Below are 23,510 nucleotides of genomic sequence, written 5' to 3' on the forward strand. Positions count from 1 at the left end.
AGGCGGATGGCCTATTTCTGGTCGAACTGCGGGCCAATACCGAATGCGAGGACTGAATGAAGGTTTCTGAACTGTGCGGCCCGAAGCTTGATTATTGGGTTGCGTGCGCCGAAGGCCTGAACCACGGGCACGCCGCGATCGAGGCATTGAAATACACCCCTTCGGTGGCATGGGCGCAAGGCGGCCCGATCGTTGATCGTGAGCGCATTTCCGTCGTCGAGGTCGAAAACCGTTGGTGGGCGGGGTACAAGCCCGCGACTGAAAGTATGTTTGGCTTTGGCTTCGACGGGCCAAACCAGTTCGGAGAGACGTATCTCGTCGCCGCGATGCGCGCCTTCGTCGCATCGAAGTACGGCGAAGAGATTCCAAAGGACTCCGAATGAAGTGCCCTGAGCGCAAATCGCCAGCGACACAGAGTATTTGCCGATCGAACGCAGCTGGATACTGGAGGGCTACTAAGATGACTAAAAGCACTGAAGTGCCGACGATTGCACAAGCTGAAGTTCTGCACGTTTGGTCGGTCTCGATCAACTGCCCGCATTGCGGCTAATCAGAAGACAGTTGGGTCGCAGACCCGCGCGAGAAAGTTCACGAATGCGATGGCTGCGGTAGGCAGTATCACGTTCCCGCTGACATCAAGATTTCGTTCTAACGACCGCGAAAAGCGCCGGTGTGGCCGGCACGAGAAAGAGAGGATCACGATGGAAACCAAACATTCCCTGACGAACCCCGATGGTTCGCACATGCCAATGGTCTCGGTCGAGCCGCTCGGTGCGACCGCTGAGAAGTGTGTCGAGTATTCGCACACCGAGACGGATAAGGCGGCTGGGGCGCAGATGCTTGTCGCTGACGGCAAGACCGTCATAGGCTTCATCGTGCGCTCGGATACAAGTTCACTGCACTACGCCAGCGCCGCCTGCGTTGAAGCCGTGCTTCACAACTCGAATGTCAAGATCGCGCTGAGAACCTGAGGTCGGAACCCAGCAGTTGAATCACAAAACCACTTGGCGTGCGTGCGCCCCGTTACCGGTTGGTGGCCGTGCGTTAGATTAGCGGAGCATTTATGACGGTCGAAGACTTCGAGATCGGGGATCTCGTCGAGGTGACAAATCTCAACCCAGTCGAGCGGCGTGCTCTGGGCGGAACAGGCGCAATTGCCAATGGCCAGCGTGGGATCGTGACCGAGAAATATCGGACAGACTTTCGAGTGCAACGCGGCAGCAATGCGGAGTTGGAATGGGAGGCGAACATCCGCCCGGATGAGGTTCGCTTGATCGAGCGCTTGGGGCGCGAAGAAGCGACCGCGCAGTTATATAGGATCACGAGAAGCAACACTCGATGAAGAAGGCGAGTGTGCCGGTCGCTCTTGCGAGTGCAATGTTCGCCCGCTCCCGTTTAACACGGAGAACAGAGACAGCATGTCGATTCACCCTGTAGTTCCGCTTGCGCTAATGCAGTGGGCCGATGAGGAATGGGTATCGCGTTTTTGGAAAGAAGCCGGCCTATCACGAAAGGCTGTTCTCCACGCCCACCCTGACGCGCGAATCAGCCCCTTGGGGAGCAGAATGCTTCATCTTGCCGCTATGTGCCCGGACCGTCCGTCAAAGGCGGTGACCAAAACCGTGATGGAATTTCTGCTCAACGAACGCGGTGCAGATCCGAATGTCACTGATGACTATGGGCGCACGCCGTTGACACTATTCATCACTGCCGCGAAAACTGCGTGGCGATGGGATGACGAATACGGCTGTGAAATTCTGTCTCTGCTATTTGAGCGCGGCGCAGACGCGAATGTTCAGTTTGTACCCGACTTTTTGCACATTGCAAACTGTAGCCGATGGACTCTCGCCCATCACTTGAACGATACCTATCATGGAGCGACGAAGCTCCCACCCGGCATGCGAAAGTTGCTTGAGGCTCGGATCGACCGAAGCATTGGTGATTCCGAAGGCAGAACCGCCGAACTGATCCAGCTTGATCTACCGGTGTAATTGCGGACTGGAACATAGGAGCCCATATATGGGATTGAATCGCTCGAATCCCGAACCGTTGCGGCTTACCCTGCCCGCCAGCGTGTTTGCCGAAGCAGTTCGATTGGCGGCCGAACCGCGCCGCGCAATCGAGCATCAAGCGCTGAATCAAGGCTTGCGGCTTGCAGTTGTTCAGCCAACTTACGCTGCCGTCGAACATCTGACAGCTTGGTGGAATGACACTGCGCCGCTTGAGCTGCGCGGCGCCTTCAGTTTCACACCCTACGTGAAGGTTCACGCAGGCTGGGCCTCAGGAGACAGGGAGGAAGGCTACGTCAGCGAGCAAGCCATGTTGCGAATTGTGCGCACGGGGGGCGTGGCAACGCTTCAGGACGTGATTGTGATCGTGTTTTATTCGACGCCCACGATGAACGAGCATCGGTGGTTCTCCGCGCCGAACGTCGCTGGCGGTCATGGAGCCGAAGGTGGCCTGCCCGCTTGGCTATCGGCCGAAGAGCTGCTTGCAACAGACGCGTATGACGCACTCCATGAATTTCCGTTTCGGTTCGCCGAGCTCTGGGAAAATCTGCAATCCAATTGATGCATCGGAAGGCGCTATGATGCATCGGAAGGCGCTATGAGCTTCGCTCAATGGTTTATGAAGGCATTCGGAGTATCGGTTCCGGCAGCTTTGGAAGCGTACCTCATCGCGCATCCACAAGGCGTCGAAAACGGTTATGGTCCGAAACTCTGGACTGCTCAGGCTATCCGCGACGAAACGGATGATCGCGAGTTAGCCGAAAAGGGAGTGTGCATCATCGGGGCTGCTGACGATACGCGCCCTATTTTGCTACGTGCACGCGACGGCAAGGTTTTCATCGTCGATCCGATGGACTATCGAACGGTCGATGCTTGGTTTTCCGACATCGATTCGTTGATTGGCCTGCTCAATCTTGAATGACGCACTGGAGACAGCCATGTTTCGACTGGAATGTCTTGGCGGGACATACGAGCCTCTCGAGGTGGACGAGGTTTGCACCGCCATCAACACCTTGCGTGACGTCGAAGTCCATATCGTGGATTTGCGCGAAGGCGGGAAAGCTCATCACCTGACAATCGGCCTCACTGGTTCCGTTCATGAAACCTATGGCTCGCGCCTCGTGATCCACGACGCCAGGTTGCTACTGAAAACGCCCGGCAGACCTGTCTACGCCTCACAAAGAGCGGAGCCCGGGATGAACTAGTCGGTATCGCGCGCAATCTCGATCTCCAACTCGGAGAACAGTCCCGATAGAGACATCTTCAGTGCAGCCGCCAGCGATACGATCGTATCAAGTGTAGGCGAACGCCTTCCGAGCTCGAGCAGCGAGATATAGGTCCTGTCTAGGCCCACTTGGACCGCGAGGTCATTCTGTGAGAGATGCAAGTCGCGGCGCAGTCTACGCAGCACCCGTCCGAAGCATCGATTGTGTCTCTCCACACACTCATATTTGACCGAGTTTTCGATCGAGCATTGTCCACGGGCGCATGAACAATCGTCTTCCGACTATTGTCGGAATCAACGCAAAAGCTGGCCCTTTTTTTACTGATTCTTGATTTGTGGCAATCTACAGCGGATTGTTCGGCAATACACGCCCCTGTCGTGGTAGTCGACCAGTGGGATGGTGGAAGTCGGGATTTGCAGACATGGGTCACTAACTCCCTGAGGAGTACGTCTCGCGTACGAGATTCAACCTCGTCGATGTCGACCCGGCACAAGCATAGACGGGAGATATGCTGTGGTCTGGGAGAAATTCAACTGACCCACTGTTGAATCCCGCTGATGCAGATTCAATCACCGCAGGAACGGACCTCCCGCTCGACCGCCGCAACGAAGTCAACCAACGGAACGTTCAAGGCTCGACACAATGCGACCATCGTGTCGAGCGTTGGGGATCTTTGGCCGAGCTCCAAGATGGAGATGTAGGTTCGGTCCCGGCCCGCATTGAAGGCAAGGGATTCTTGCGTCGCGTGCCGCTCCTTTCGAAGGGCACGCAGAACGCAACCGAAGGCACGGTTGTAACTGTTCGTCGTCATTCCGGCAGAAATTCGTCTGCCGGAATTGTCCTGATGCTGAATCTAACCTTCATCCGACTATTGTCGGAATTTCGTCAACAAACTTGAGATGTTATTAGGGCCAGACCGAGAATTGCGCGTTGCTACGAAGTGCGTTGCGAATTCGGTGTCCGGCTGGAGCGCGGCAAGACGATGACTAGTGCGCGCTGAGGCGCTGGCGGCCCTGCGGCGGAACGATCTCGGTCGCCGGCAACACCGCAATCACTGAACTCTTCCCGGAACTAGTGGGCACACACCACATATGCAATGCATCCCCCGCCGTTCTGTTCGTTACAGAACCAGCCGTTTCCGTTGGGCCGGCAGATCTGCGGTTGTATGACCCGTCCATCACCTCCGCGCACCATCGCGCAACTGCCACCTACCGCCGTATATGAAGCGGGGCACCATGCGGCGGCCTGCGACTGCCATCCCTGAGCGCTCGTATCGACTTGCACGGTGTTCAACGAGCCGGCTGCCGACCACACACCGGATTGGCAAAACAGTGGGCCATTGCCGGAATTTGCGATCAGACCGTTCGGTCCGCAACCAGCCCCCTGCTGGGCCCATCCGTTCACTTGCACATACTCGTCAGCGAAGAGGCGACCAGACACCTCGAGCTGGCCACTGCCGCCACCGCCCCCGACGACCGTTCGCCCACCTGACCACGGTTGCAGGTACAAGTTCTCTCCCGCGTTGATGTGCATTCGCCCCGGATTGGTAATCGACGTCCGGTCAACCGCCAACGTTACGTTGCCGTTGGTTGTCACACCGCTCCCCGACCACACCATTCCATTCGCATTGACGTTGGCCCCAGCGTTGACGTTGTTCTGCGCCGTCACTGTGTTCTGCGCATTCACGTCGCCCGTCGAATTCACGGTCTGCCCTTGGACCACACCGTTTTGCGCAATCCACGCAACAGGCGGGGCTCCGCCCCCCGGTCCAACGCCGATCGTACCGCCCGCGTAGATATCCCACGTGCGGATGCCACCGCCCCAGTTCGGCGGCATGTCATTCGCATTCAACCCGTTCGTCGCCAATTTGTTGGTGTTGGTGGTCCCGCCATTGTTGACGTCGTTGCCCTGCATGTCCAAAGCCGTCTGCATCTGGTTCAACTCAGGATGACCGGGCACGTTCACGCGGTACAAATACTGATTCGCCTGCGACGAGCTCTGGTAGAAGAGTGCACCCGCGAGGCGCCCGGAGCCCGGATTCGCGCCGAATGCAGTCAGCGTGAGCGGGCCCCAACTGCCTTTCGCGCCCGTCGCAACATTCGGCGACAAGTTCGAGATGTAGCCGCCAGCCCCTCCCACCAAAGCCGCGATCACGCGCATCTCATTCTCAGGAATCGGCTGCCCGCCCGTCGTCTGCAGCATCGGATTCAACCCATAGTTCGGCGCGGTGCCAGTTCGCTGAACCGCGAGCTGATAGGTTTGCCCGAACAGATTGGTTGCCGCCAGCCCTGCAGGCATCGAACTCGCGAGCTGCGCCCACGAATAGACGACAGTCGGATTCGCGGCCGCCACGATCGACGCGCTGTTGTTCTGGATGAACGTATTCGCACCCTGCATCGCAAGCTTGAGCTGATCCGCAGTGATCTGGTCGGTGCGACTATTTCCCCATTGCGCGATATACGGCCCCGACATCGCGATCATGCCGATGAAAATGCCGATCACCGCGATCATCTCGAGGGCGCCCATCCCACCTTCCCGCTCGCGCCGAGTCTCGATGGACCCATCCGGCCGACGGATATGCGAAAGAATCTTTCTGATCATCTTCATGTCCGTTTGGCGTGCCTCAAATTTGGCCGCCGCTCTTCCGCTTTGCCAGTTGCTCTTCGATCGCGTTGTCGATCAAATGGAAGTGCTTGTTCCGAATGAGACCTTGCACTTGTTGGTTACCTTCTACACGCAGCATCGTGTACTCGACCCGTTTGACTTCCTTCAAGCCATCCGCCGAATTCACCGTCTTGCTGACGAGCTTCAGGTGAATCACAGCGGCAAGCCCGGAAGCAAGTACCTTTTCAGGTTCATCAAGCGTCCCTGCGCAGAAGTTGCAGATGCGCATGATCGCGTCCTTCACAGAAAGAGCGTGCGTAGTAGCCGGAATCAGGTGTCCGTTATTGCATGCATTAACGACTTGCGAGGCACTGTCACTGTCGCGGATCTCGCCCAGATAAATCATGCCCGCACCCGTACGCACCGCACGCTTCAATTGCTCCTGATATGCATTCGCACCGCGCGCCTCCACCTGAATGCATCGCCCCTTGCCGTGCACACCATCCAGCGGAGTTTCCGGCGGATCCTCGATTGCAATCGCGGTTCCGCCGTGAATCTCGAGTCGAGCCTTAACAAAGGATGCCGCTTGCGTCGTCTTTCCGGAACGCATCTCTCCCGCGTATAAGACCAGCCCACGAAGATCCTTCCGCATCAGATATTCCATGTCCGGGCTACCAAGCCCCATCTGATGACGTTCCAGCAGCTGCGCGAGCGGCTTCCGAATGACGAAGACTTGCTTACCATCGGTATTGCGCAAGCTCGTCACGCGCAACAGCGAGCCCCCCCTGCGAAGCGAGAATTCGCCAACGGCCGAATCCGACGCGATCTTGAAGCATTGCTCGCGCAGCACGACGAGTTCGTCCTCATATTGCGGGGGAAGCTTCACGAGCTCGCTGTTGCCGTTTAGCCCCGCCACCTCCGCGAAGTCGTCGCCGAAATAGAGGTCCTCGAAATCCGCTTCACTGATCTTCATTACGCTCGCCTCACACCTTCGCGATTACGAGTTGGACGTGAACACGATGCTGTTCGTTGCGCCCGTACATGCGCTTTGCGCATTCGCGCTCGTAACGGGACCATTACCGAGGCTCGTACCGCCGACCGAAATGCCACCCGTCCAGTTTCCACTTTGCGATTGCTGGATCACGAGCTTGATGCAGTCCGCAGCAGGAACGCCCGGGTCGGTGAGTGCGAAACCGAATCCGGCGTTTGCCGCGACGAGCGTGTACTGCGAGCCGTAGGTATTGAGCAGCACCCCGCCGTTGTACGACAGGTTCGTCGGAATACCCTTGGCGTTGTAGAGCGGAACGATCAGGTCCGCGCCGTTCGCTGCGTATCCCGTACCGGACTTCAGATTCGATCGGAGCGCGGTATGCAGGGCCGAGACAGCGGAGGTCTCGCCGAGCGTGCTGTTGCTGGTGTTCATGACCGACACCCGGCCGATGATCTGATACAACATGAACAGCACGATCGCGATGATCGCGATCCATTCGAGCGCGCCGATGCCGCGCTGCGATTGCAGTTCCCGCTCCGAAGCGAAGATTTCCTTCGCGCCCGCAGAGCGGCGCGAATGCGTCACGATTTGATTCTTAAGAACGTTGCTCATGGTTTCTCCAAAAATTTCGCACTGAACTCTCACTGGCCCATCGACCCCATTGCCTGCATGCCGATCGCTCCAGCGCCGGACAGCAGAAAACCCATCACCCCAAAAACCGCAATCAGCGAAAGATTCCCCAACATCGCTGCGATCGCTTCCACTTGCTCCATGCTGTCTGCCATCCAGTCTTCGGCAAACTCCATCATTTGCTCGGGGCCGCCATTGAGCGGCGCGATAACACGCAAGTACTCGATGGCCTCCCGACTCGGAAATTCATGGCCTGCCATGTGCAGTGCTTCGCCAATGTTCTTCCCGTTCTTGACGCCCATGATGGCGCCTTCGACACGCTCCCTCATATAGGCGTTCGCATGCTTTAGTTCGTTATGCAGGATCGTGATCGCCTTGTCGCCTGACGCCTGCAGGACACCGAAGTTATAGAGAAATGTTGCTCCCCGAACCGTCCGGACAATCGACCAAGGCGGCAGTCTGTCGAGGTAAACGCGCGGCAGGCCGGTGACATGGCCGATACTCCAGATAACGGCGCCGATGACGGAGAAAACGACCAGCAGAACGAGCTCACCGTGCACGCCAACGATGTTTGCAAGGACGCTCATAATCTGAGCCGTCACGTCCCAACTCTCGGGCTTGGTCATCCGAATCAAGTTCGGCATAACCGTCTTCGACGTGTAGTACAGAAGTCCACCCATCGCCACCCAAAGCATCGTCGGATACGAAAGTGCCTTCGTCATCAACTTGCGCATTTCAGCCTTGCGCTTGACGATTTGCCGAGCTCGCAACAACGCCTCGTGTTGCCCTTGCTCACTGCGAGCGCCAGCGGCGATCGTCGCGGCTTCTTCGTACGGCACCCAGTCAACGAGAGTTGATGCGATGTCTTTCCCTGCTCGCTGACCGGCGAGGCACTCCTCGGCGACGATTGCTTTGATCTTGTTGGGTTTCGTGCCGCCTTCGCTGAAGACATTGTGCAAGGTGGTCAGCGCGGCCTTGAGAGTCAGGCCATTTTTTGTCAGCATCCCCAGCTTGCTGTAAAACGAGCTGCGGTCTTTCGAACTGAACCGCCCTCGCCGATACCATTCAGCAAGCTCTAGCGCCAGATCAATCAGCCATTCAAACATTTGCACCTCACGCGAGAGTGAGCTCGTCTTCATCGAGACCACGACGCATGGCCTCTTCCCCGGCCACCGGATCGACGATCCCAGCATTGGCTTTCTTGATCATGTGTTTCATCGACGTCATACCATTCATCTCTCGCACCCAGAAGCGGCGCGCTTCGTGACTTCCTGAGGAACGGTATACATCCATCAGCTGTTGTGTTGGTGTGGCAACCTCGGCTGCGACGGTCCGCTCGTAATAGCCGAGACCGCCGCATACCGGGCACTCAGTGTTATCCGATGCGCATCGAATCATCACGTTGTCCGCCTCGCAGTACTTCTCAATGCGCTCACGCACGTCCCCTTGAAGTTCTTGTTTGAACTTCGAGAACGGACGTGCGCAGCCCGGATGCGTACAGAGGCGGGGCACAAGCGACTGATTGATGAGACCCGTGATAAGCGATGCGTCCGTAAGACGACCGATCGGCACATTCAAGTCAGCCAAGCGATCAAGCGACGCGAAGATGTGCTTCGCGTGAGTTGTCGTCCACAACCCGTGCCCCGTCATAGCCGCCTGAATCGCAGCCATGGTGGATGAGAAATCACGGAGCTCGCCCACCATCAGAAAATCCGGGTCGAGACGCATCGCATTCGAGATCGCGAGAGCCCACGCACGCCCAACCTCGTCTGGCTTCGATGCGTCGTACTTCAGCGGCGTTTGATTCGCGCCGGGGATGTCGTACTCAGGTGGATCCTCGATCGTCAAGAGATGGATGTTGTACCCGAACAGCTCCAAGATCATCTTGCAGATCACCATCAACGACGTCGATTTCCCGGAGCCCGTGCTTCCGGAGAAGAGATTCACGCCATCACGACGGATCATTCGATTGATGTCGGCGATTTGCTCCGGGAAATAGCCGAGCCCGGGCAGCGTCTTGTCCCCGAGCGACCCCGGGTACAGAAGACGCAGCACAAAAAGGTTGTTCACCTCGAGCGGTCGCGTGGCAATTCGAGAGCCCGTCAGCCCGATCTCACGCAACCACGCACGCTCAATGCGCGCATCTTGCGAAATCTGCTCGTTATACGATCGCTGAGCGACGTCGGTCATCGATTCGTACATCGAACGACAGAGCGCCATGCCATCGGTAACAGTGATTTCGTCGACCGTATGCAGGACGCCATCGATCCGATACTTGATTTTCGTCGTTGTCTCGCCGTTCACAAAATGAATGTCGCTGGCTCGTCGTGCGGCGCCATCTCGGATTCGCGCGAGGACTTCCGTTTGCGTACTGCTCGGCTTACCTGAATGAGTGACCTTGTCAGCACTCGACAGGATCTCGCTGAGCTGATCGAGACTAGTTGCCTTGAGCTCGATACGCGATTGGCGAACACGACGAACCAACGACAAGTACGAGAGGACAGCTGGGTCCTTCACATACGCGTCGCCGACCAGCAGCTCATTGTTCGACATGAGCGCCACCTTTCCAGCAAGTGCAGGCGGCGGCCGAAGCTGCGAGTTACCGAACGAGATCACACTCGCCCGGGCCGCCGACTTCAAAGTTTCAATGGCACTCACGGATACTCCTTAACGCGGATTTGCCGGCGCGCCAAACATAGGCATGCGCATCGGCGTCGGACCAGAAAGCGGCTGCGGCACGGGTTCGGGAAGTTGGGGTGGTGTCGATGACATGCCCAGCGTCAAAGGGCGGCCACTCCGGTCGGTCACATCGACCGATCGATTCGTCGCCGAGATCGCCTTGATCGTGTAGCCGCCCGGCAACTTGCTCCCTACCTTGCCTGCGGCCTGAATGCCGCCGGCATATAGCAACACGGCAGAGGGACCAGCGTCGCCGTTCACGATCATCTTCACGTTCGGCAACGCCGAATCCACAACGCTTCTCGGTGCCGCTGACGCGGTCGCCGAAGGCGTCAACGCGCCATCTGCACCGATTTTTCCATCGAGTTTGTCCTGCGCCTGCTTCTCGAGATACTTCGCATTGAGGATGTACGTGTGGGTCTGGATCTTCCCCAATGTACCGACGTTGTCAGCCTCGTCAGCGTGAGCCAACAGCGGCACCGTCATCAGCACGCCTACGCTGACGAGTTGAAGCATCGAACTACCTTTGAACATACAGATCTCCCGAAAACGACCAAGTGAGCGTCCCTGATTCCGAACTGAACTTGGTCTCGATTCCGCTAATTCTCAAACCGTCCGATAGCTTCATCGATGCCATGATCGCCTCGGGCTTAATAACGCTGTCGAACTTGTAGGTATAGTGACGCCACGTCGGCTGCGGAACCTGCACATCGGACGCACCTTGCGGTGAATCCGGTAACTTGATCTCGACCGGCACTTCCGAAATGCTCAATGCCGAGATAATCTGCAATGCTTCAGAGTTAGCCGGCTCAAGCGTACCGAGAAGTTGAGACGTAGCGTCAAATGCTGGCAAGAGCGTGTCGTCTCCTGCGGCGGGCGCGCTGATTGGGACGGTGATCGTTGCTTCAGCACCCGACTCGGTGAAGCCCAGCACCGGCTTTCTCTGCTGCTCACCGATAGCCAGCAAGACTTGTCCAACGTTCTGTCCGAACGTGCCTTGTGTGGTCCCGGTCTTTCGTTGGTAGGTGATCGTCACCTTCGGCCCATCGCAGCGGGCGGACGAGAATAGCCATCCCGCGATACTCAGCGGAAGCGAGTCAGTCACGGCTTCACATGCAGATGCGTATTCACGCGCCGACGGAACAAATGCCCATGGATGCGCGAGCGCCTGCGCAAGAAGCTTGTTTCTCGCCGTTCGGTTCGCTTCCGCCAGTCGCGCATCGTCAATCGCCTTCTTTGCGGCGCGCTGTTGCGCGATCTTTACCTGTTGATCGTCGCTCCATTTCGCGTACGCTTGCCACGCCACAATGCCGATGATGGCGAGCAGAATGAGCTTCCGCGTCTCGGCCGTAGACAACGAGAACGAAATTGCGCGAAGCTGATAATCGCGACTGAGCTTGGTCGCCGACAGGGCGTCTTCGAGGTGAAGCTCAGTCTGCGTGAGCTCCAGCTCTGCAGGCGCAAACTGCTTGTCATCATCGAACCGCTCGTTACCTTGCGTGTACCGATTCAGGACTTCATTGAAAGCACCGAGTGCGTCTGACCGATTCAGAATCCGATCGGTATCTGCGACGATCAAGCCGTCCCAAACGGCAACAAAAAGATACTTTCCTTCAGAGACCGTGAAGAGTCCGATCCATCGGTCTCCGTGCTTCTTCGCTAGTTCACCTGCCAAGGTCGATGCCACGCTATACATGCGCTTGTATGCGCCATTCGTGGTGCTCACAAAACCAGCTTGAATTCCGCCCAGCTCACGTCGATAGGCGACGACATCCCAGTGCCACTGGTCTGCCATCTGCTTGGCCTCTTTCTTGTACTTCAGCGAGCTTGTGAGCGGCGCCCAGTGCAATCCAGTAACGAACTTGCGACCGTGAAATTCGAGGATCTCGATCTCGAGTGCAATTCGGTCATCGTCTTGCATTGCGCGCGCTCGACGGCCGCGCATTGTCAGCCTCTCGCGAAAGCGCGCGAGACCGCTCGGCACCAGTTTGCTTTTCAGATCCGACATGACAATCAGTCCAGCATGATGGGCGTGATCAGAACAACAAGCATCGACCGATTGCTTTGCGCGTTCACCCCGCCACCGAGGACCCAGTTCCAGTGCATCCCGGTTCCGGTGCGATCCGAATTGTCGTCGTTCTGATTGATACCGGTGAGCATGAGCGTGTCGCCCGGGCGAATACGCACTTTCTGCACGGTGTTCAGCGGCAGACTGATAATCGGCGCCTCAGCTGACGAGTCCCCCACCTTCACAGTCCGGATGTCGTCGAGGTTCGACAGGTTCAAATTGAACTGCACGAGGATGTCGTTGTTGTCCTGCACATAGGGGAACAGCGACAGGTTGAAGCCGACGTTGATGGTTCCCATCTGAATCGAAGTGCTACTGCCGACCTGCGCAGTCTGGGTCGTCTGCGTTCCCGCAACGTACCCTTTTTGGATGCCGACCTGCGTGGCGACCGCTTGAAAGTTCAGCGTCGGGAGGGCCTGCGATCGCTCGAGATTCGCCCTGCCCTGTTCGTTCAACGCGCTGACCACGGCTTCAGTTCCGGCCAATGGTGAGCCGCTGTTCTTCAAAATGGAGAAACCCGCGCTCACAGCCGCAGACGGCGCCGTGAATGCTGCGCCGGACAGCTTGATACCGTACTTGCCCGTCACCGTCTGGTACAGCGCATTCCAGTTGATCCCGGCGCTGTCATTGTTGGACAACGTGACCGAATAGACCTTGACGTTGAATTGGACGAACTTCGACAACCGCGCGTTTTGGTAATCGATGTATTTCTTCACCTGATCGAGCACGTCAACGTTGGCTCGAACCGTGACAGATCCCATTGACGGCGCGACAACGGCGTTGCCCTTTCCGGCCATCGTGTCGAGCGTGTTCTGGATGTCTTTCCACAGGTCCGTCTTCATCTTGATCGCGGTGCTCTGCATCGTGCTGCTCGTACCTTGACCATTACCACCTGATCCGCCACCCGAACCGCCACCCGAGCCACCGCTCGAACCACCACCCGTGCTCGCGCCCGCAACCATCGTGGTACCGCTCTGGAAGTTCGATTCCAGTTGCGTGTCCGTTGCGATCGATGCGATCGAGAACGTTCGAGTGTCGACCGCATAAATGCGGATAACTCCACTCTCGTCCTGTCGCCACGACAACCCACCCATTCGGGCGGTGAGCATGTCGAGGAAACCATCACCCTCGCCGTCGTAGTTGACGTCGATCAGGCTGTTGTCGTATCCAGCGCCGCCGCTGTATCGCGCCATCTGGGACGAATAGTTCGGCGCACCGCCGATGGGACCGACCACCGGCCCCGCACCGCTGCTCATCGGGGGCGCGCCGGCGCCTTGGCCTTGCAATTGCGCCAGCGTGCCTGCCGGATTTGCGATCTGCTGCATCGCGTCTTGAGTCACGCGTACCGGGACATGACACTCGCGCGTCACGATCTGTGCCGCCTCGAGAATCGAGATGGGCTGCTCGGTCGCGATCTGAATGTGGCAACTCAGGCTTTTTTTGGTGCCCGCAACCGGCTGCACTTCACGCTCGATCGGATCCAGTGAAACGTACTGGTGGTCGAGATACTGGACGATATCGGCATCCGGCCGAGCATCGCGCAGCCCGTCGTTCATCCGCTGATCGATCATCGACGCACGTTGATCTGTCGTGCTGTCCGTGCGTGCCGCATGCTGAACGGTTTCACATCCAGCAAGGGTGATGGCGAGAGCCGTTGCGGCAGCGATCGCAATAAGACGACGGATCTTTTTCAATTCGTACCCCGAAGCTTGATATGGATCAGACGCTGATCCTTGTTGATCTGGACTATGAGTGGCTTCGTCGATTTCTTGTAGAGCGTGATCAGCTGGGCCACGGCCTGATCGATGGTTCCATTGAAGCGCAGCGGCGCGACGATTCGATAATCGACGCGATGCTCGCGGTTCACACCGTCGAATGCTGCCCAATCCAGCGTCCAGCGGTATCGATCGCCGGGGGCGGCCGTTTGTTCCATCCAGTCGGCGAGGCCATCGCTGAGCATCACGCCCTTCGCCATAGTCCACAGGCGGGTCTCGACGGCGGGATCTTGTGGCGGCGCAACGGGTGCGGCTACAGCGACAGGCGCAGCGCCAACAACGAGGTTGTCACCGTCAAAGCGACCGTCGATCCCCGCATCGGCGAGAATTTTTCGAGCGATCGCCATTCGGGTATCGCCGCCCTTCCACGAGACCCGAGCCGTGGCTGGGATAGGCGTGTTGACGACGAGTCTGCCGCCACTTGGTACGAGATGAGTGAGTGCTTGGCGCGCGGGTTGGTTGTGCCCGAACCCGTCGATCTTATCGTTCCACGCGTCCGACGGAGCGCCGAGCGTCGTCGTTGCAACAGCGGCCGCCGGCACGGCAGCGGCCGTCGCCGCAGCTGTTGCAAGTGGCGACTCCGCTCCGGACATTCCCGTCGATGAAGCGGATGCGACGGAAAGCGGTGTGGTCGAACGCGGCGTCAGCGCCCGTTCGAGCGCCGGATCGACCGTGAAACCGGCGCGCGCAATCGGAGGCAGCATTGCCAACGCGCTGATGATCACCACCACCTTTTTCTTCATGCCGTCCTCATCCTTTCTTCATCAACTCGTCCAAGCGACGAGACCGCCCAGTCTCGATCGCACGTCGCCTTTCGCTGGGTCGGCCCCAGACCCCTCCGGTCTGGGACGCTCCCCGCCCGACACTTTTTCCGCATCCCGCAGTGCCTGCGAGGCCGGCTCCGCGACTACAGCGGAAGCCGCTGCTGCAGTCCCAGTACCCGCTGGGTCCGCCTCGACCGGAGCCACGCGCGCCGGACTCTGTTGCGCTTCGCTCGGCGGAGTTGCCTGCGCTGCACGCTCGACGCTTGTCTGCGCAGCAGGCTCAGGCGTACTCGGCGGGCGCCTTGCTCCACTTCCAAGCGGCCGCCCACGCAGGCGCTTGCGCGCCGCTTGGTCGCGAACCGCGTCGATCAACAGCGCATCGATACCGCCCGCGTTCTTCGGCAAGCTTCTTTGCATCAGCAGCCGCGCAACGCTTCCGTTCAGGCCGTTCGATACCTCTTGAAAGGCGTCGAACAGCGCCCGGTCCTCCGGACGCGCCAGATCGAGCGGGACCACGAATCTCAGCGTGGTTTCGGTCTCGCTCATCGCTACACCTCGCTCAGCGCGGCTGCAGGAACATCGCCGCTTTCAACATGCCGCGAGCGTTCGCGAACTGCGGGTCCTCCACGAATTCCGCGTGCGGGTACAGCTCCGCCAACTGATCACGCAACAGCAGCGCACCGCCGCCGACGAAAAAGACTCTTTCGAGGTCGGATGCATCGCGCATCTTCCGGTGCGTTGCCGCAATGATTTGATTCGCCAACTCGCCCTTTTGGCTTTCGATGATTGCGCTGCAGTCGTGATCCTTGCCGTACAGGCGAAGCACGCCTTCACGAACTGCCCGATCGACCTGTGCGGGGTTCAGGGCCGTCACCGAGAAGGCCGCCTTCAGTTCGTTCTCCACCGCTTTGTTAAGCGACAGGCCGCCGATCGGGTCCGTACCCGAGCGCTTGCCGTCGACGTCGCGGCCTCCGTTCATGACGACCGCCGTATCGGTGGTCTTGCCCCCGATGTCCACGATGGCGATGCCGCCGCTTGCCACCATTTGCGCGACGTCGTCGCGCTGGTTGCCGTCCCGATCGAGCAGAAGGTCGAAGAAGGCGGCGATCGCTTCCGATACGACGTTGTGCTTGACGATCGTCGCCAGCGCGACCGATTCGTTCTTGTTACGGACGGTGTTTTCGCGGAGATGCGCAACCTTCCGAGCGATGAAATCGACGTTCGGACGATTTGCGACGTAGTAGTCGCCGACCGGCAGGCCAGTTACGAGATTCACGCGCTGGCCGCCGAGGCCTGCCTTCGCGAGGGCGTGGTGCACCAGCACCAAATTGATGTCAGACAGCGCGTAATCGCTGAACGTCGTATCGAAGTACGGGAGCGTCGGCGACACTGCATACAGCGTACCGTCGGGCCCTTCATAAACGTTGTCATCCGCGTCGTTCAGGCTGATCAGGTCAGCGCCGCGCGTGATGCGCGACGGCACATGGATCTGCTGCCAGTCGTCGGTGACGATCTTGATCCCGTCATGACCATCGTCGGTGCCAGCGAACCGGATCTCGTCCCCCTGCTGGAGGTGAACCACGTTCGCGACACCCTCACTCACTGCTGCATTCTTCGTCATTTGCTGTGCACCCTTTTTTGATGCCGTCGCTTAGCGAATCTGCCGGACGGCTTTTATGGATCCGGACATCTTTGTCCGAAGGGCCCGACAAAAATTCGGAAAGTCGTAACCCTTGCGCTGGATGATAGCAAAAAAGAATATGAAAATGAATCCGAATGTGAGTGGTATTAGAGATTTCCAAAGTAGAAGCATCGGAAATGGGGAAAACGCACGCGCATCGAGCGGCCCGATCCGGGGCGTGTTCGCGGTATATCTCCAGTGGGTGTCAGCCACGATTCGCTCCGGTCGCCTGCGACTTGTAGAACCGCATGAGGTCCGCGCTGATCATTCCTCGCGCGTGTGCATCCTCTGCTGCCCGCCACATCGGATATCCAAGCTCTTCGAGCGCTTCCCGCATCTGCGACTCGATCTTTGCCGGCGTCGCGCGGCGCTGCAGGTCCGCTCGCAGATCTGCGTCGACCACGAGGTATTCGCGCAAAACGGTCATGCCACCGCCAAGCTTCGGCACGCGAACCTGATTGAACATGACGCGGGCGCTACTGATCGCGCTGTATAGCGTGGCCTCTTTCGATTCGTCACTGAAGAACGAGAGCAGTCGCGTAAAGATCCCGGGCACGTCGTTCGCGTGCAATGTGGTACCGACCGGGTGCCCCGTTACAGCCGCCTGCAGCACCGCGTCGACGGTTTGCCGGCTTCGCGCTTCGCCGATGATGATCATGCGGGGCAAGCGGCGCATCAGCTGCTCGATGCCAGCCTCCCACGAATCCACATCCTTTCCGACCTCGATCTGGAATACGACGCTGTGGTCACACTCGATCGCGTCGTACACCTGTTCAATCGGCTCCTCGAGCAGGACGATGTTCCCCTTGATCGGCGTGTCGTTCTCAAGCACGTAACGAATGACACCGGAGAAGAATGTGCTCTTGCCGGAGCCGGTCGGGCCAGTCACCCAGATGACACCATCCTTCGGCGTGAGGGCCTCGATTACTGCCGGAGGCAAATCGCTGTCGCTCAAATACGCCGGCTCCGAGTTGATTCGGCGCATCACAATCTGCACGGCCATGGTTCCGCGCAGTTCACCCCGCCCAGCAGCGACCCGGAAGCGCGTCGCCTTTTTCTCGCCCCGAGCGTCGCGCTCAACGGGATCTTTGACGACGTAACTCGCCTTGACTTCGCGACGCTGAATCAGCTCCGCCGCAGCCTTGTCGTTGTCTGCCGCCCAGTTCGCGAAGCTTTTGACCTCTTCGATCGTCATCCGACGTTCGGTGATCGGACGCAGGCGTCCGCCGATCTCACAAAGCACTTGTTCCCCCGGCTGGATTATCGTTTCGCTCGCATTGATCGCAACGATCTCCAGCATCATCTCCTGCAGATGCTTCGCATCGCGGAACATATCCGGCTCACGGAAATCCGTCAGGCGATCGGGTACGCCTTCCTTACTTCGAAAGACCATTTACTGAGCCTCGTCCGAAGAAGGCGGCTCGGTTAGCGACGGCACATCCGTTGTTGTCGAAGTGCCCGGCACCGGTTGCTGCAATCGATCGACTTCCGAGCCCAGCGCTTCCCAGTCCTTCATGTTCGTGTTGAACTCGGGCAGCACCGTGAGTCGCAGCAAGGTTTCATCGACGCTCATCGACTGACCCGTGGTGTTCAGCGGCATATCCATCTGCGCGACGATCGGCATCGTGACCATCCGCTTGAAAGCGAGGACCCGATAGTTCTTCATCCCCGTGTAGTCGCGCGTCAAACGATTGAGGTTCAGTTGGAAAATGTCGTCGGCCTGCTTCACGCCGTTGTCCCAGCCGTCGGCCACGGCTTTTTGCCAGATCTGGCGTTCGGCACCATCCCTCGGGTACAGCACCGAGCTCGGGGGTGCCAGCGGTCCGGGGTCATTCATCAGATATTCGCGCCACGTGGGCGGGCGCGACGTAAATCGGGCCTGCGCTTGAAACGCCCATTTCGTCCGTGCGATACGGATCACCTGATCGCCCGGTTGCGCATAGATGTCGTCGACGCGATTGAGCACCGGCGGCAGCACGCGACCTTGAATCATGAACGGGGTGAAATCCCACGTGACGTCGAGCTTGCGCGCTTGCGTACTCAGCGTCTTGTTGATCAAGCGACTTTCCGAGATCAGGCCGCCACGCGCACCCAAGCCGAACGCGGCGTCGCGCAAAGCGTTCAGGCGAAAATTCCCGAGATCAGCGGAGCCGGCGCCTGCAACGACACGTTGCTCTGCTGCTGGCTGGCTGTAGCTTTGAAGCGCCTCGAGGGAAACGGCATCGATCGGCATGTCGCGGCCCTCAGGTATTGCTGGGTTTGTAGGTGAGCTCGATCACCCCGGGTTTCACGGCCACGTCGAGCCACGTGCTCGCTGTCGTACCGACGTAGCGCAGCACTTCGAGCACCGGCATCTTTTTCACGTACACGTTCACGTTGACGCGGTCCGGCGGGCGCTTCCCGAAAACCTTGAAGGCATAGCCGTACTTCGATGCGATGTCCGCGAGCAGTTCCTCCACGTCACCGTAGAAGTCATAGCTGACCTTATCGGTCAGCAGTCGCGTTCGAACAGTGGCTTGACGCTGCACGGATGCATCCGCCGTCATCGCCAGCTCCCGCTGCGCGTTCACTGCAAGCGCTGTCGCCTGATCGAGCCGCGTGAGCACGTCGAGCCGACGTTGCTCCTCCGTCGTCGGCGTCGGCGGCTGAACCGCGCACCCACTCAATGCGGCGAAAGCTGCGGCCACCGCCAAAGCACGAGCGCGATACGCGGGAGCAGAACCCCGTTTTGCCATACGTCACCCAAATCTCGACTGTGATTGATGTCAGTCGCGATTATGCATGCCGAATCGTACGAAAATCAAATATCTTTTTGATACCGTTTTCGCACACACATCCATAAATTTTTGATTTGTTGCGGATTGTCGCGCAAATCCAACATCACAGAATTTCTTGTTGCCGGCATGAGGCGATGCCGCCACGTCTCAGTGCGCAGCGTTATGTCGGCGGAAAACGCGGACGATCTACCGCTCCTCGATCGGGCCTGAACTGTCCACGCTTCAAAGCGGCCGACAAATTTTTGCGTCCAGCGCAAAATTTTTCCGACTCTAGCGCCTGCCATCTCACTCGATTCTCAATGGCGCGCCGCGCACTGACGCCCCCCGTGCGTCGAATCAACGACTTACCGAATCGCGACAGCAAATATTTGCCAAATTTTGTGGTGCCAACAATATTGTGAGTTGAGCGCAGCCGCGTTCTAGCTGCTCTTCGTGATGCCGCTTGTCGCCGCATTTTTCGTGAACGACAGGGGCCGTCAGAGGTATCTAACGTGTGCGTTATGACACCCGTTACAAACAGGACAAAGTGCTGCGTTGTGAAGCACGGCCCGGACTGTTTGTAACGGGGGGAGATACCTAACATGCACTTCACGTTCACTCGCGCGGTTGACACGGCATCGCGCGGCACGATATGAAGGCGAAAAGACGCTGTTCGGTTCCACACGGGGCTAGACGGCTGCACATCCACACATCGGCACCGCACACTCGACCATGGAACCGTTCGCCAGCTTTTCCCCAACGATCTCAGACAAGACGAAGATCGAGTACGAGCAGTGCTATGAGCGGAATCGAAGACGATTCATGACCGATCTCGGAAAGACCGACATGGCACCCGACGAGGTTGTGGCACACCTGATACTGACTCGCACCGAATACGCGGCCCGTACATGGAGGTTCTACAAGTCATCGGCCATCTACTATCTCGAGACCTATCATCCGCATCACGAGACCGCGATCGAAGAATTGAAGCGTCATGGATCCGGCGATTTACGCGACGGGGGATCAAACACCAGCGGTCGCAAGCGGAAGGACGTGCCCGAATCCGTGTGGACCGAGATCAAGTACGCCATCAACGAACGCATCAAGCAGCAGTACAAGCACGCGGCCATGCTGCTCGCTGTACTGGAAGGCACCCTTCTGACTGGTCTGCGACCAAACGAGTGGGCATTCTCCGAGCTCGGACACCATGAGGCCGACGGGCGCCGGATCCTGCGCGTGCGGAATTCGAAGAACACGAACGGACGCGCAAACGGGACGCACCGCGAGATGTACGTCGACGAACTGGACGCGAGCGAGCTCATCGTTGTCGAGCATGCGCTCGCGGCTTGCCAGTCGGACACCACCGAGGAAGCTACACGCCTGCAGCGCGCACTCAAGCACGAGCTCGAAGCAGCGCGCGCGTTGGCCGTCGCCGGCAAGCGTCGTGCGCGATCAAGCGTGACGCTGTATTCATTTCGCCACCAGTTCATTGCGAACGCGAAGCTGACGTTCGAAGACCCCGTTATCACGGCGGCATTGAGCGGCCACTCGAGCACGAAGACGGCACACCAACACTACGGCAAGCGCCGCAACGGACGCGCGATGGTGCGCGTCTACCCGACCGAGTCCTCTGTTGCGGCGGTTCAGAATCGGTATCTTGAAACCTATCGTGATTTCGTCGCCCGACGTGGCGCGAACCGCACGCCCTCATTGAGCTCACATTGACATGGATGAACTGGACCCGAAGACCATCCGGGATGGCACCGTTCAATGCGCGGTCGACGCGTTGCGACAAGAGCTCGATGCGCAGCTGGCCGTGGCACCGCTTGATCAACGCGCGTCACACGAGGAGCTGGCAGCTTGGGTGAAGGGATTCAATCGGGATCGAACTCGGATGACCGAGATCATTCAACGGCGCAACCCATGGGCAGCGAAGTTCGCAGCCGGCATTCCCGACTTTTGGGATCGCGTAGAACGCAGGCTCGGCATCGATTGACGGGCTACGCCCGGTGGTGCGCCGCACGGCAGCGCAGCGGTAGCGTGATCGTGCCAGCAGTACACGGCGCGCCGCGCTCAGCCGAGCGCATGCGGTACACGTGGGTCCACCCTGATTGCGAAGCAACATTTCATCGCGCGCCCCGTCAGGGGCGCTTCGCCGGCAGGAATAAGTGACGTGCCGAACTCGGAAAAGGACAGTCTCGGGATCGCTGTTGGAATTTGGTCCCGGGTCGCAGCCAGCATAGCAATCACGAACAGCCACGGCCTCGATGTCGTGCCAAACCAATAGGAGAAGCGAGATCATGAACCCACTCACCTACCGGTGCGCCAGCACCGGCTTCAGCGTCGACGCGGTGCCGACCGATGCAGTCTGGATTGATGGCGACGATCACGAGTCGCTGGATGCAGTTCGAATGAGATGTGCAACAACGGCCGCTCGCTTCATCGAGGCCGCTCGATCGGCTGGGCTCATAAGTGCGCAGGAAATTGCGCGGGGAGACGTTTGGGTGACCGTCGACCGCAGCGACGGCATACTACGGGGCGATGTGAACGTGGAAACGCAAACCGACATATTCGAGTTCGAACCGCTGGAGCGGGGTCGAGCTGGTGGCCCGAGCTTTGTTCCGGTTCGAGGGCTCGATATTCTCGACGACGAGCGCTAGACGCCGGGCTGCCGCACGCCGGGGCAATTCCGAGGTGCCTCGGCAAATATTTGCAAAATTATTCCGAGTTCACCAGAAATTGAAGTGGCCAACATCGAATGCGTTCTTTAGGCCGGCATCACCGTCATAGACGAAATCGTCGAACCCCTCGGCACCCAACCCCGTCTCGGCAAGGCAAGCATCGATGTGGTGAGGCAAGAACCAGTCCCATTCGCCACGCTCGAAGATGACACCGTAGCGCTCGCCGATTCCGACGTCCTCAACGGCGAACACGATCCCTCGTTCGCCTTCCTGCGCCATCTCGCCGATTTCCTGCGTCGCAGTGAGGATACTGCCCGCAACGATATACCCGCGATAGCGATACCCAGTCGACAGCGACGACAGGCCGGGTTGCGGCAGTTGCTCCTCGCTGTCCTCATCCACCCTACGTCGATACGAGCCCGTGCGCGGTCCGCGCTTTCGGGGCTGCGGCTCTTGCAGCAGCGCGCCAGCTCTTGCATGCCGCATTGCGAGATGCTGTGCGCAAAGCTTGTACGGAGGCAGCCCCTCGACGGCGTCGTTCCAGTGGATCCGGCGTTGCCCGTTGTTGATAAGGCGACTCAGGTAGACAGTCGAGATCTCCCAGTACTTGGCGAGCTCGGCATGGCTCCAGCCCTTGGCACGTATGACTGCGCGCATCTCATCCGGAGATAATTGGCGACCCATTCTCGCTCCAATAAATAAACCTATAGGTTTATTTTATCCGGACGCGTGAGCTTGGGAAAGGCGGGGAACTGTATCGCCCAAATGCCCGCCCACAAAGAAAAAGCCCGTCCGAGGACGGGCTTGAAGGCGGAGTTCCGCGCCTACTTACGCAGTCACCAGTTGCAGGCGCCGGACACCGTATTCCTGCTCGGCTACCAGCGCGTCGCCGCTGGCACCGCGCTGAGCACGCTCTTGTGCGCGCTGATGCATCATTTCGATCAGGTCGTCCGGCAGGAACCCGAACTCACGGGCACCGGCCTGCACGTCACGCCAGCTGTACTTCGGCGCAATAGCGCCGGAAATTGCGTCGAACTGCACGGACCGGAACACCTCGTGACTAATCATTTCCCGTGCGTCGTGAAATTCGGACGGAGCGATCGTCACACGGCGCTCACAAGAGACGCCGAAGGCCTTTTCGAGCAGGCCGACGAGATCGTCCGCAGCGTTCATGATCGCGACCCGAAATTGGTGCTGGCGATCGTGCAGCAACACCATCCGGTCTCCGCCGCGCCCGAATCGTCGTGCCGCGTCCGTTCGTACCTCGACCAGCAGGAGATCGTCGGAGAAAAGCTCGGCGACCAGCGATTCAACCGCCTCACACCACGTTTCGGATGTTGCCTTGCTCGTACCCTCGGCGCGCCATTCGATCACGCCGCTGGTTCTCAGTGACGTGAAGTCTTCGTCGATGCCTAGCAGCGAGACGACGCGGTCGAAAGTCTGGCGAGATATCAGCTTCGCTGCGTCCTTGCCCTCCTCGCCCGAGCTGGCTCCGAGCAACGCCTCGTAGGACGCGCGGGGCATCCCGGTTCGGTGCTGAAACTCCTGCGCTGGTATCCCGCGTGCGAGCTGGATGTTTCGCAGCTGCCGCCGCGAGAGCGGTCGCTTTTCGTCCATTCCGTTCCCCTTCTCAGGTTGTCCACCCG

27 protein-coding genes are annotated in these 23,510 nt (G+C 58.9%); 10 read left to right on the forward strand and 17 right to left on the reverse strand.

Translation table 11 applies throughout. The features are described 5' to 3' along the window. Nucleotides 1-56: 56 nt before the first annotated feature. The 7 genes from G3N98_RS00005 (at nucleotide 57) to G3N98_RS00035 (ending at nucleotide 3,214) form a co-directional block, all read left to right on the forward strand. Nucleotides 57-383 (forward strand): phage protein NinX family protein, encoded by a 327-nt coding sequence (locus G3N98_RS00005; protein WP_206146692.1) that lies wholly within the window; start codon nucleotides 57-59, stop codon nucleotides 381-383. A gap of 318 nt (nucleotides 384-701) precedes the next feature. Further along, nucleotides 702-971: a hypothetical protein gene (locus tag G3N98_RS00010; protein WP_206146693.1), complete on the forward strand. Its 270-nt coding sequence runs from the start codon at nucleotides 702-704 to the stop codon at nucleotides 969-971. 92 nt (nucleotides 972-1,063) lie between these two features. Next, complete coding sequence (locus G3N98_RS00015; RefSeq protein WP_206146694.1) at nucleotides 1,064-1,342, forward strand: hypothetical protein; 279 nt, start codon at nucleotides 1,064-1,066, stop codon at nucleotides 1,340-1,342. 76 nt (nucleotides 1,343-1,418) lie between these two features. Further along, nucleotides 1,419-1,991 carry a hypothetical protein gene (locus G3N98_RS00020; protein ID WP_206146695.1) on the forward strand — a complete coding sequence of 191 codons (573 nt, stop codon included), beginning with the start codon at nucleotides 1,419-1,421 and terminating at the stop codon, nucleotides 1,989-1,991. A 28-nt stretch (nucleotides 1,992-2,019) separates the two neighbouring features. After that, nucleotides 2,020-2,571, forward strand: a complete 552-nt coding sequence (locus G3N98_RS00025) for a hypothetical protein (RefSeq protein ID WP_206146696.1) — start codon at nucleotides 2,020-2,022, stop codon at nucleotides 2,569-2,571. A gap of 36 nt (nucleotides 2,572-2,607) precedes the next feature. Continuing rightward, nucleotides 2,608-2,931 carry a hypothetical protein gene (locus G3N98_RS00030; RefSeq protein ID WP_206146697.1) on the forward strand — a complete coding sequence of 108 codons (324 nt, stop codon included), beginning with the start codon at nucleotides 2,608-2,610 and terminating at the stop codon, nucleotides 2,929-2,931. Nucleotides 2,932-2,947: 16 nt separating this feature from the next. Next, complete coding sequence (locus G3N98_RS00035; protein WP_206146698.1) at nucleotides 2,948-3,214, forward strand: hypothetical protein; 267 nt, start codon at nucleotides 2,948-2,950, stop codon at nucleotides 3,212-3,214. On the opposite strand, the gene G3N98_RS00040 is transcribed toward G3N98_RS00035, so the two are convergent. The 15 genes from G3N98_RS00040 to G3N98_RS00115 all read right to left on the reverse strand — a co-directional run bounded on the left by G3N98_RS00040 (nucleotide 3,211) and on the right by G3N98_RS00115 (nucleotide 19,114). Continuing rightward, complete coding sequence (locus tag G3N98_RS00040; protein ID WP_206146699.1) at nucleotides 3,211-3,450, reverse strand: helix-turn-helix transcriptional regulator; 240 nt, start codon at nucleotides 3,448-3,450, stop codon at nucleotides 3,211-3,213. The genes G3N98_RS00035 and G3N98_RS00040 overlap by 4 nt on opposite strands. 350 nt (nucleotides 3,451-3,800) lie before the next feature. Further along, on the reverse strand, nucleotides 3,801-4,046 hold the full coding sequence (locus G3N98_RS00045; RefSeq protein ID WP_206146700.1) for a helix-turn-helix transcriptional regulator: 246 nt from the start codon (nucleotides 4,044-4,046) through the stop codon (nucleotides 3,801-3,803). A gap of 260 nt (nucleotides 4,047-4,306) precedes the next feature. Continuing rightward, on the reverse strand, nucleotides 4,307-5,842 hold the full coding sequence (gene pilV, locus G3N98_RS00050) for a shufflon system plasmid conjugative transfer pilus tip adhesin PilV (RefSeq protein ID WP_241025626.1): 1,536 nt from the start codon (nucleotides 5,840-5,842) through the stop codon (nucleotides 4,307-4,309). 16 nt (nucleotides 5,843-5,858) lie between these two features. After that, nucleotides 5,859-6,812 carry an ATPase, T2SS/T4P/T4SS family gene (locus G3N98_RS00055; RefSeq protein WP_206146701.1) on the reverse strand — a complete coding sequence of 318 codons (954 nt, stop codon included), beginning with the start codon at nucleotides 6,810-6,812 and terminating at the stop codon, nucleotides 5,859-5,861. A gap of 24 nt (nucleotides 6,813-6,836) precedes the next feature. Beyond that, nucleotides 6,837-7,442, reverse strand: a complete 606-nt coding sequence (locus tag G3N98_RS00060; protein WP_206146702.1) for a type 4 pilus major pilin — start codon at nucleotides 7,440-7,442, stop codon at nucleotides 6,837-6,839. Nucleotides 7,443-7,471: 29 nt separating this feature from the next. Next, entirely contained in the window at nucleotides 7,472-8,566 is a 1,095-nt protein-coding gene (locus tag G3N98_RS00065; RefSeq protein ID WP_206146703.1) for a type II secretion system F family protein, read from the reverse strand. 7 nt (nucleotides 8,567-8,573) lie between these two features. Next, nucleotides 8,574-10,118, reverse strand: a complete 1,545-nt coding sequence (locus G3N98_RS00070; RefSeq protein ID WP_206146704.1) for an ATPase, T2SS/T4P/T4SS family — start codon at nucleotides 10,116-10,118, stop codon at nucleotides 8,574-8,576. Between the two features lie 9 nt (nucleotides 10,119-10,127). Next, the gene (gene pilP, locus G3N98_RS00075; RefSeq protein WP_241025627.1) at nucleotides 10,128-10,655 is read right to left on the reverse strand and encodes a type IV pilus biogenesis protein PilP; all 528 of its coding nucleotides are present in this window, start codon (nucleotides 10,653-10,655) and stop codon (nucleotides 10,128-10,130) included. A 4-nt stretch (nucleotides 10,656-10,659) separates the two neighbouring features. Further along, nucleotides 10,660-12,147 carry a type 4b pilus protein PilO2 gene (gene pilO2, locus G3N98_RS00080; RefSeq protein ID WP_206146706.1) on the reverse strand — a complete coding sequence of 496 codons (1,488 nt, stop codon included), beginning with the start codon at nucleotides 12,145-12,147 and terminating at the stop codon, nucleotides 10,660-10,662. Between the two features lie 5 nt (nucleotides 12,148-12,152). Then, entirely contained in the window at nucleotides 12,153-13,901 is a 1,749-nt protein-coding gene (locus G3N98_RS00085; RefSeq protein WP_241025628.1) for a PilN family type IVB pilus formation outer membrane protein, read from the reverse strand. Beyond that, on the reverse strand, nucleotides 13,898-14,725 hold the full coding sequence (locus tag G3N98_RS00090; RefSeq protein WP_241025629.1) for a TcpQ domain-containing protein: 828 nt from the start codon (nucleotides 14,723-14,725) through the stop codon (nucleotides 13,898-13,900). The genes G3N98_RS00085 and G3N98_RS00090 overlap by 4 nt, the downstream gene beginning before the upstream one ends. A 580-nt stretch (nucleotides 14,726-15,305) precedes the next feature. Beyond that, a complete protein-coding gene (locus G3N98_RS00095) occupies nucleotides 15,306-16,367 on the reverse strand; it encodes a ParM/StbA family protein (RefSeq protein WP_206146707.1) in 1,062 nt (353 codons plus the stop codon). A gap of 265 nt (nucleotides 16,368-16,632) precedes the next feature. Then, the gene (locus G3N98_RS00105; RefSeq protein ID WP_206146709.1) at nucleotides 16,633-17,820 is read right to left on the reverse strand and encodes an ATPase, T2SS/T4P/T4SS family; all 1,188 of its coding nucleotides are present in this window, start codon (nucleotides 17,818-17,820) and stop codon (nucleotides 16,633-16,635) included. Continuing rightward, nucleotides 17,821-18,660 carry a type IV secretory system conjugative DNA transfer family protein gene (locus G3N98_RS00110; protein ID WP_241025630.1) on the reverse strand — a complete coding sequence of 280 codons (840 nt, stop codon included), beginning with the start codon at nucleotides 18,658-18,660 and terminating at the stop codon, nucleotides 17,821-17,823. Between the two features lie 10 nt (nucleotides 18,661-18,670). Further along, nucleotides 18,671-19,114, reverse strand: coding sequence for a DotD/TraH family lipoprotein (locus tag G3N98_RS00115; protein WP_346779043.1), 444 nt, complete (start codon nucleotides 19,112-19,114; stop codon nucleotides 18,671-18,673). A gap of 801 nt (nucleotides 19,115-19,915) precedes the next feature. Here G3N98_RS00115 and G3N98_RS00120 point away from each other — a divergent pair. From G3N98_RS00120 to G3N98_RS00130, 3 genes are all read left to right on the forward strand, one after another. Then, complete coding sequence (locus G3N98_RS00120; RefSeq protein WP_206146711.1) at nucleotides 19,916-20,908, forward strand: hypothetical protein; 993 nt, start codon at nucleotides 19,916-19,918, stop codon at nucleotides 20,906-20,908. A gap of 1 nt (nucleotide 20,909) precedes the next feature. Beyond that, nucleotides 20,910-21,179 carry a hypothetical protein gene (locus G3N98_RS00125; protein WP_206146712.1) on the forward strand — a complete coding sequence of 90 codons (270 nt, stop codon included), beginning with the start codon at nucleotides 20,910-20,912 and terminating at the stop codon, nucleotides 21,177-21,179. Nucleotides 21,180-21,483: 304 nt separating this feature from the next. Next, a complete protein-coding gene (locus G3N98_RS00130) occupies nucleotides 21,484-21,843 on the forward strand; it encodes a hypothetical protein (RefSeq protein ID WP_206146713.1) in 360 nt (119 codons plus the stop codon). Between the two features lie 69 nt (nucleotides 21,844-21,912). Here G3N98_RS00130 and G3N98_RS00135 read toward each other — a convergent pair whose 3' ends face one another. Beyond that, nucleotides 21,913-22,548, reverse strand: coding sequence for a hypothetical protein (locus G3N98_RS00135; protein ID WP_206146714.1), 636 nt, complete (start codon nucleotides 22,546-22,548; stop codon nucleotides 21,913-21,915). 144 nt (nucleotides 22,549-22,692) lie between these two features. Beyond that, complete coding sequence (locus G3N98_RS00140) at nucleotides 22,693-23,481, reverse strand: hypothetical protein (RefSeq protein WP_206146715.1); 789 nt, start codon at nucleotides 23,479-23,481, stop codon at nucleotides 22,693-22,695. Between the last annotated feature and the right edge of the window lie 29 nt (nucleotides 23,482-23,510).

The organism is Burkholderia sp. Tr-20390 (assembly GCF_017104595.1).
Lineage (GTDB): Bacteria > Pseudomonadota > Gammaproteobacteria > Burkholderiales > Burkholderiaceae > Burkholderia.

Coding starts and splice junctions, on each gene's coding strand:
- pilV (WP_241025626.1), bottom strand. CDS start 5,842: ATGAAGATGATCAGAAAGATTCTTTCGCATATCCGTCGGCCGGATGGG.
- G3N98_RS00130 (WP_206146713.1), top strand. CDS start 21,484: ATGAACCCACTCACCTACCGGTGCGCCAGCACCGGCTTCAGCGTCGAC.
- G3N98_RS00135 (WP_206146714.1), bottom strand. CDS start 22,548: ATGGGTCGCCAATTATCTCCGGATGAGATGCGCGCAGTCATACGTGCC.
- pilO2 (WP_206146706.1), bottom strand. CDS start 12,147: ATGTCGGATCTGAAAAGCAAACTGGTGCCGAGCGGTCTCGCGCGCTTT.
- G3N98_RS00095 (WP_206146707.1), bottom strand. CDS start 16,367: ATGACGAAGAATGCAGCAGTGAGTGAGGGTGTCGCGAACGTGGTTCAC.
- G3N98_RS00065 (WP_206146703.1), bottom strand. CDS start 8,566: ATGTTTGAATGGCTGATTGATCTGGCGCTAGAGCTTGCTGAATGGTAT.
- G3N98_RS00120 (WP_206146711.1), top strand. CDS start 19,916: ATGGAACCGTTCGCCAGCTTTTCCCCAACGATCTCAGACAAGACGAAG.
- G3N98_RS00005 (WP_206146692.1), top strand. CDS start 57: ATGAAGGTTTCTGAACTGTGCGGCCCGAAGCTTGATTATTGGGTTGCG.
- G3N98_RS00090 (WP_241025629.1), bottom strand. CDS start 14,725: ATGAAGAAAAAGGTGGTGGTGATCATCAGCGCGTTGGCAATGCTGCCT.
- G3N98_RS00045 (WP_206146700.1), bottom strand. CDS start 4,046: ATGACGACGAACAGTTACAACCGTGCCTTCGGTTGCGTTCTGCGTGCC.
- G3N98_RS00125 (WP_206146712.1), top strand. CDS start 20,910: ATGGATGAACTGGACCCGAAGACCATCCGGGATGGCACCGTTCAATGC.
- G3N98_RS00010 (WP_206146693.1), top strand. CDS start 702: ATGGAAACCAAACATTCCCTGACGAACCCCGATGGTTCGCACATGCCA.
- G3N98_RS00140 (WP_206146715.1), bottom strand. CDS start 23,481: ATGGACGAAAAGCGACCGCTCTCGCGGCGGCAGCTGCGAAACATCCAG.
- pilP (WP_241025627.1), bottom strand. CDS start 10,655: ATGCTTCAACTCGTCAGCGTAGGCGTGCTGATGACGGTGCCGCTGTTG.
- G3N98_RS00110 (WP_241025630.1), bottom strand. CDS start 18,660: ATGCCGATCGATGCCGTTTCCCTCGAGGCGCTTCAAAGCTACAGCCAG.
- G3N98_RS00060 (WP_206146702.1), bottom strand. CDS start 7,442: ATGAGCAACGTTCTTAAGAATCAAATCGTGACGCATTCGCGCCGCTCT.
- G3N98_RS00105 (WP_206146709.1), bottom strand. CDS start 17,820: ATGGTCTTTCGAAGTAAGGAAGGCGTACCCGATCGCCTGACGGATTTC.
- G3N98_RS00030 (WP_206146697.1), top strand. CDS start 2,608: ATGAGCTTCGCTCAATGGTTTATGAAGGCATTCGGAGTATCGGTTCCG.
- G3N98_RS00020 (WP_206146695.1), top strand. CDS start 1,419: ATGTCGATTCACCCTGTAGTTCCGCTTGCGCTAATGCAGTGGGCCGAT.
- G3N98_RS00025 (WP_206146696.1), top strand. CDS start 2,020: ATGGGATTGAATCGCTCGAATCCCGAACCGTTGCGGCTTACCCTGCCC.
- G3N98_RS00015 (WP_206146694.1), top strand. CDS start 1,064: ATGACGGTCGAAGACTTCGAGATCGGGGATCTCGTCGAGGTGACAAAT.
- G3N98_RS00055 (WP_206146701.1), bottom strand. CDS start 6,812: ATGAAGATCAGTGAAGCGGATTTCGAGGACCTCTATTTCGGCGACGAC.
- G3N98_RS00035 (WP_206146698.1), top strand. CDS start 2,948: ATGTTTCGACTGGAATGTCTTGGCGGGACATACGAGCCTCTCGAGGTG.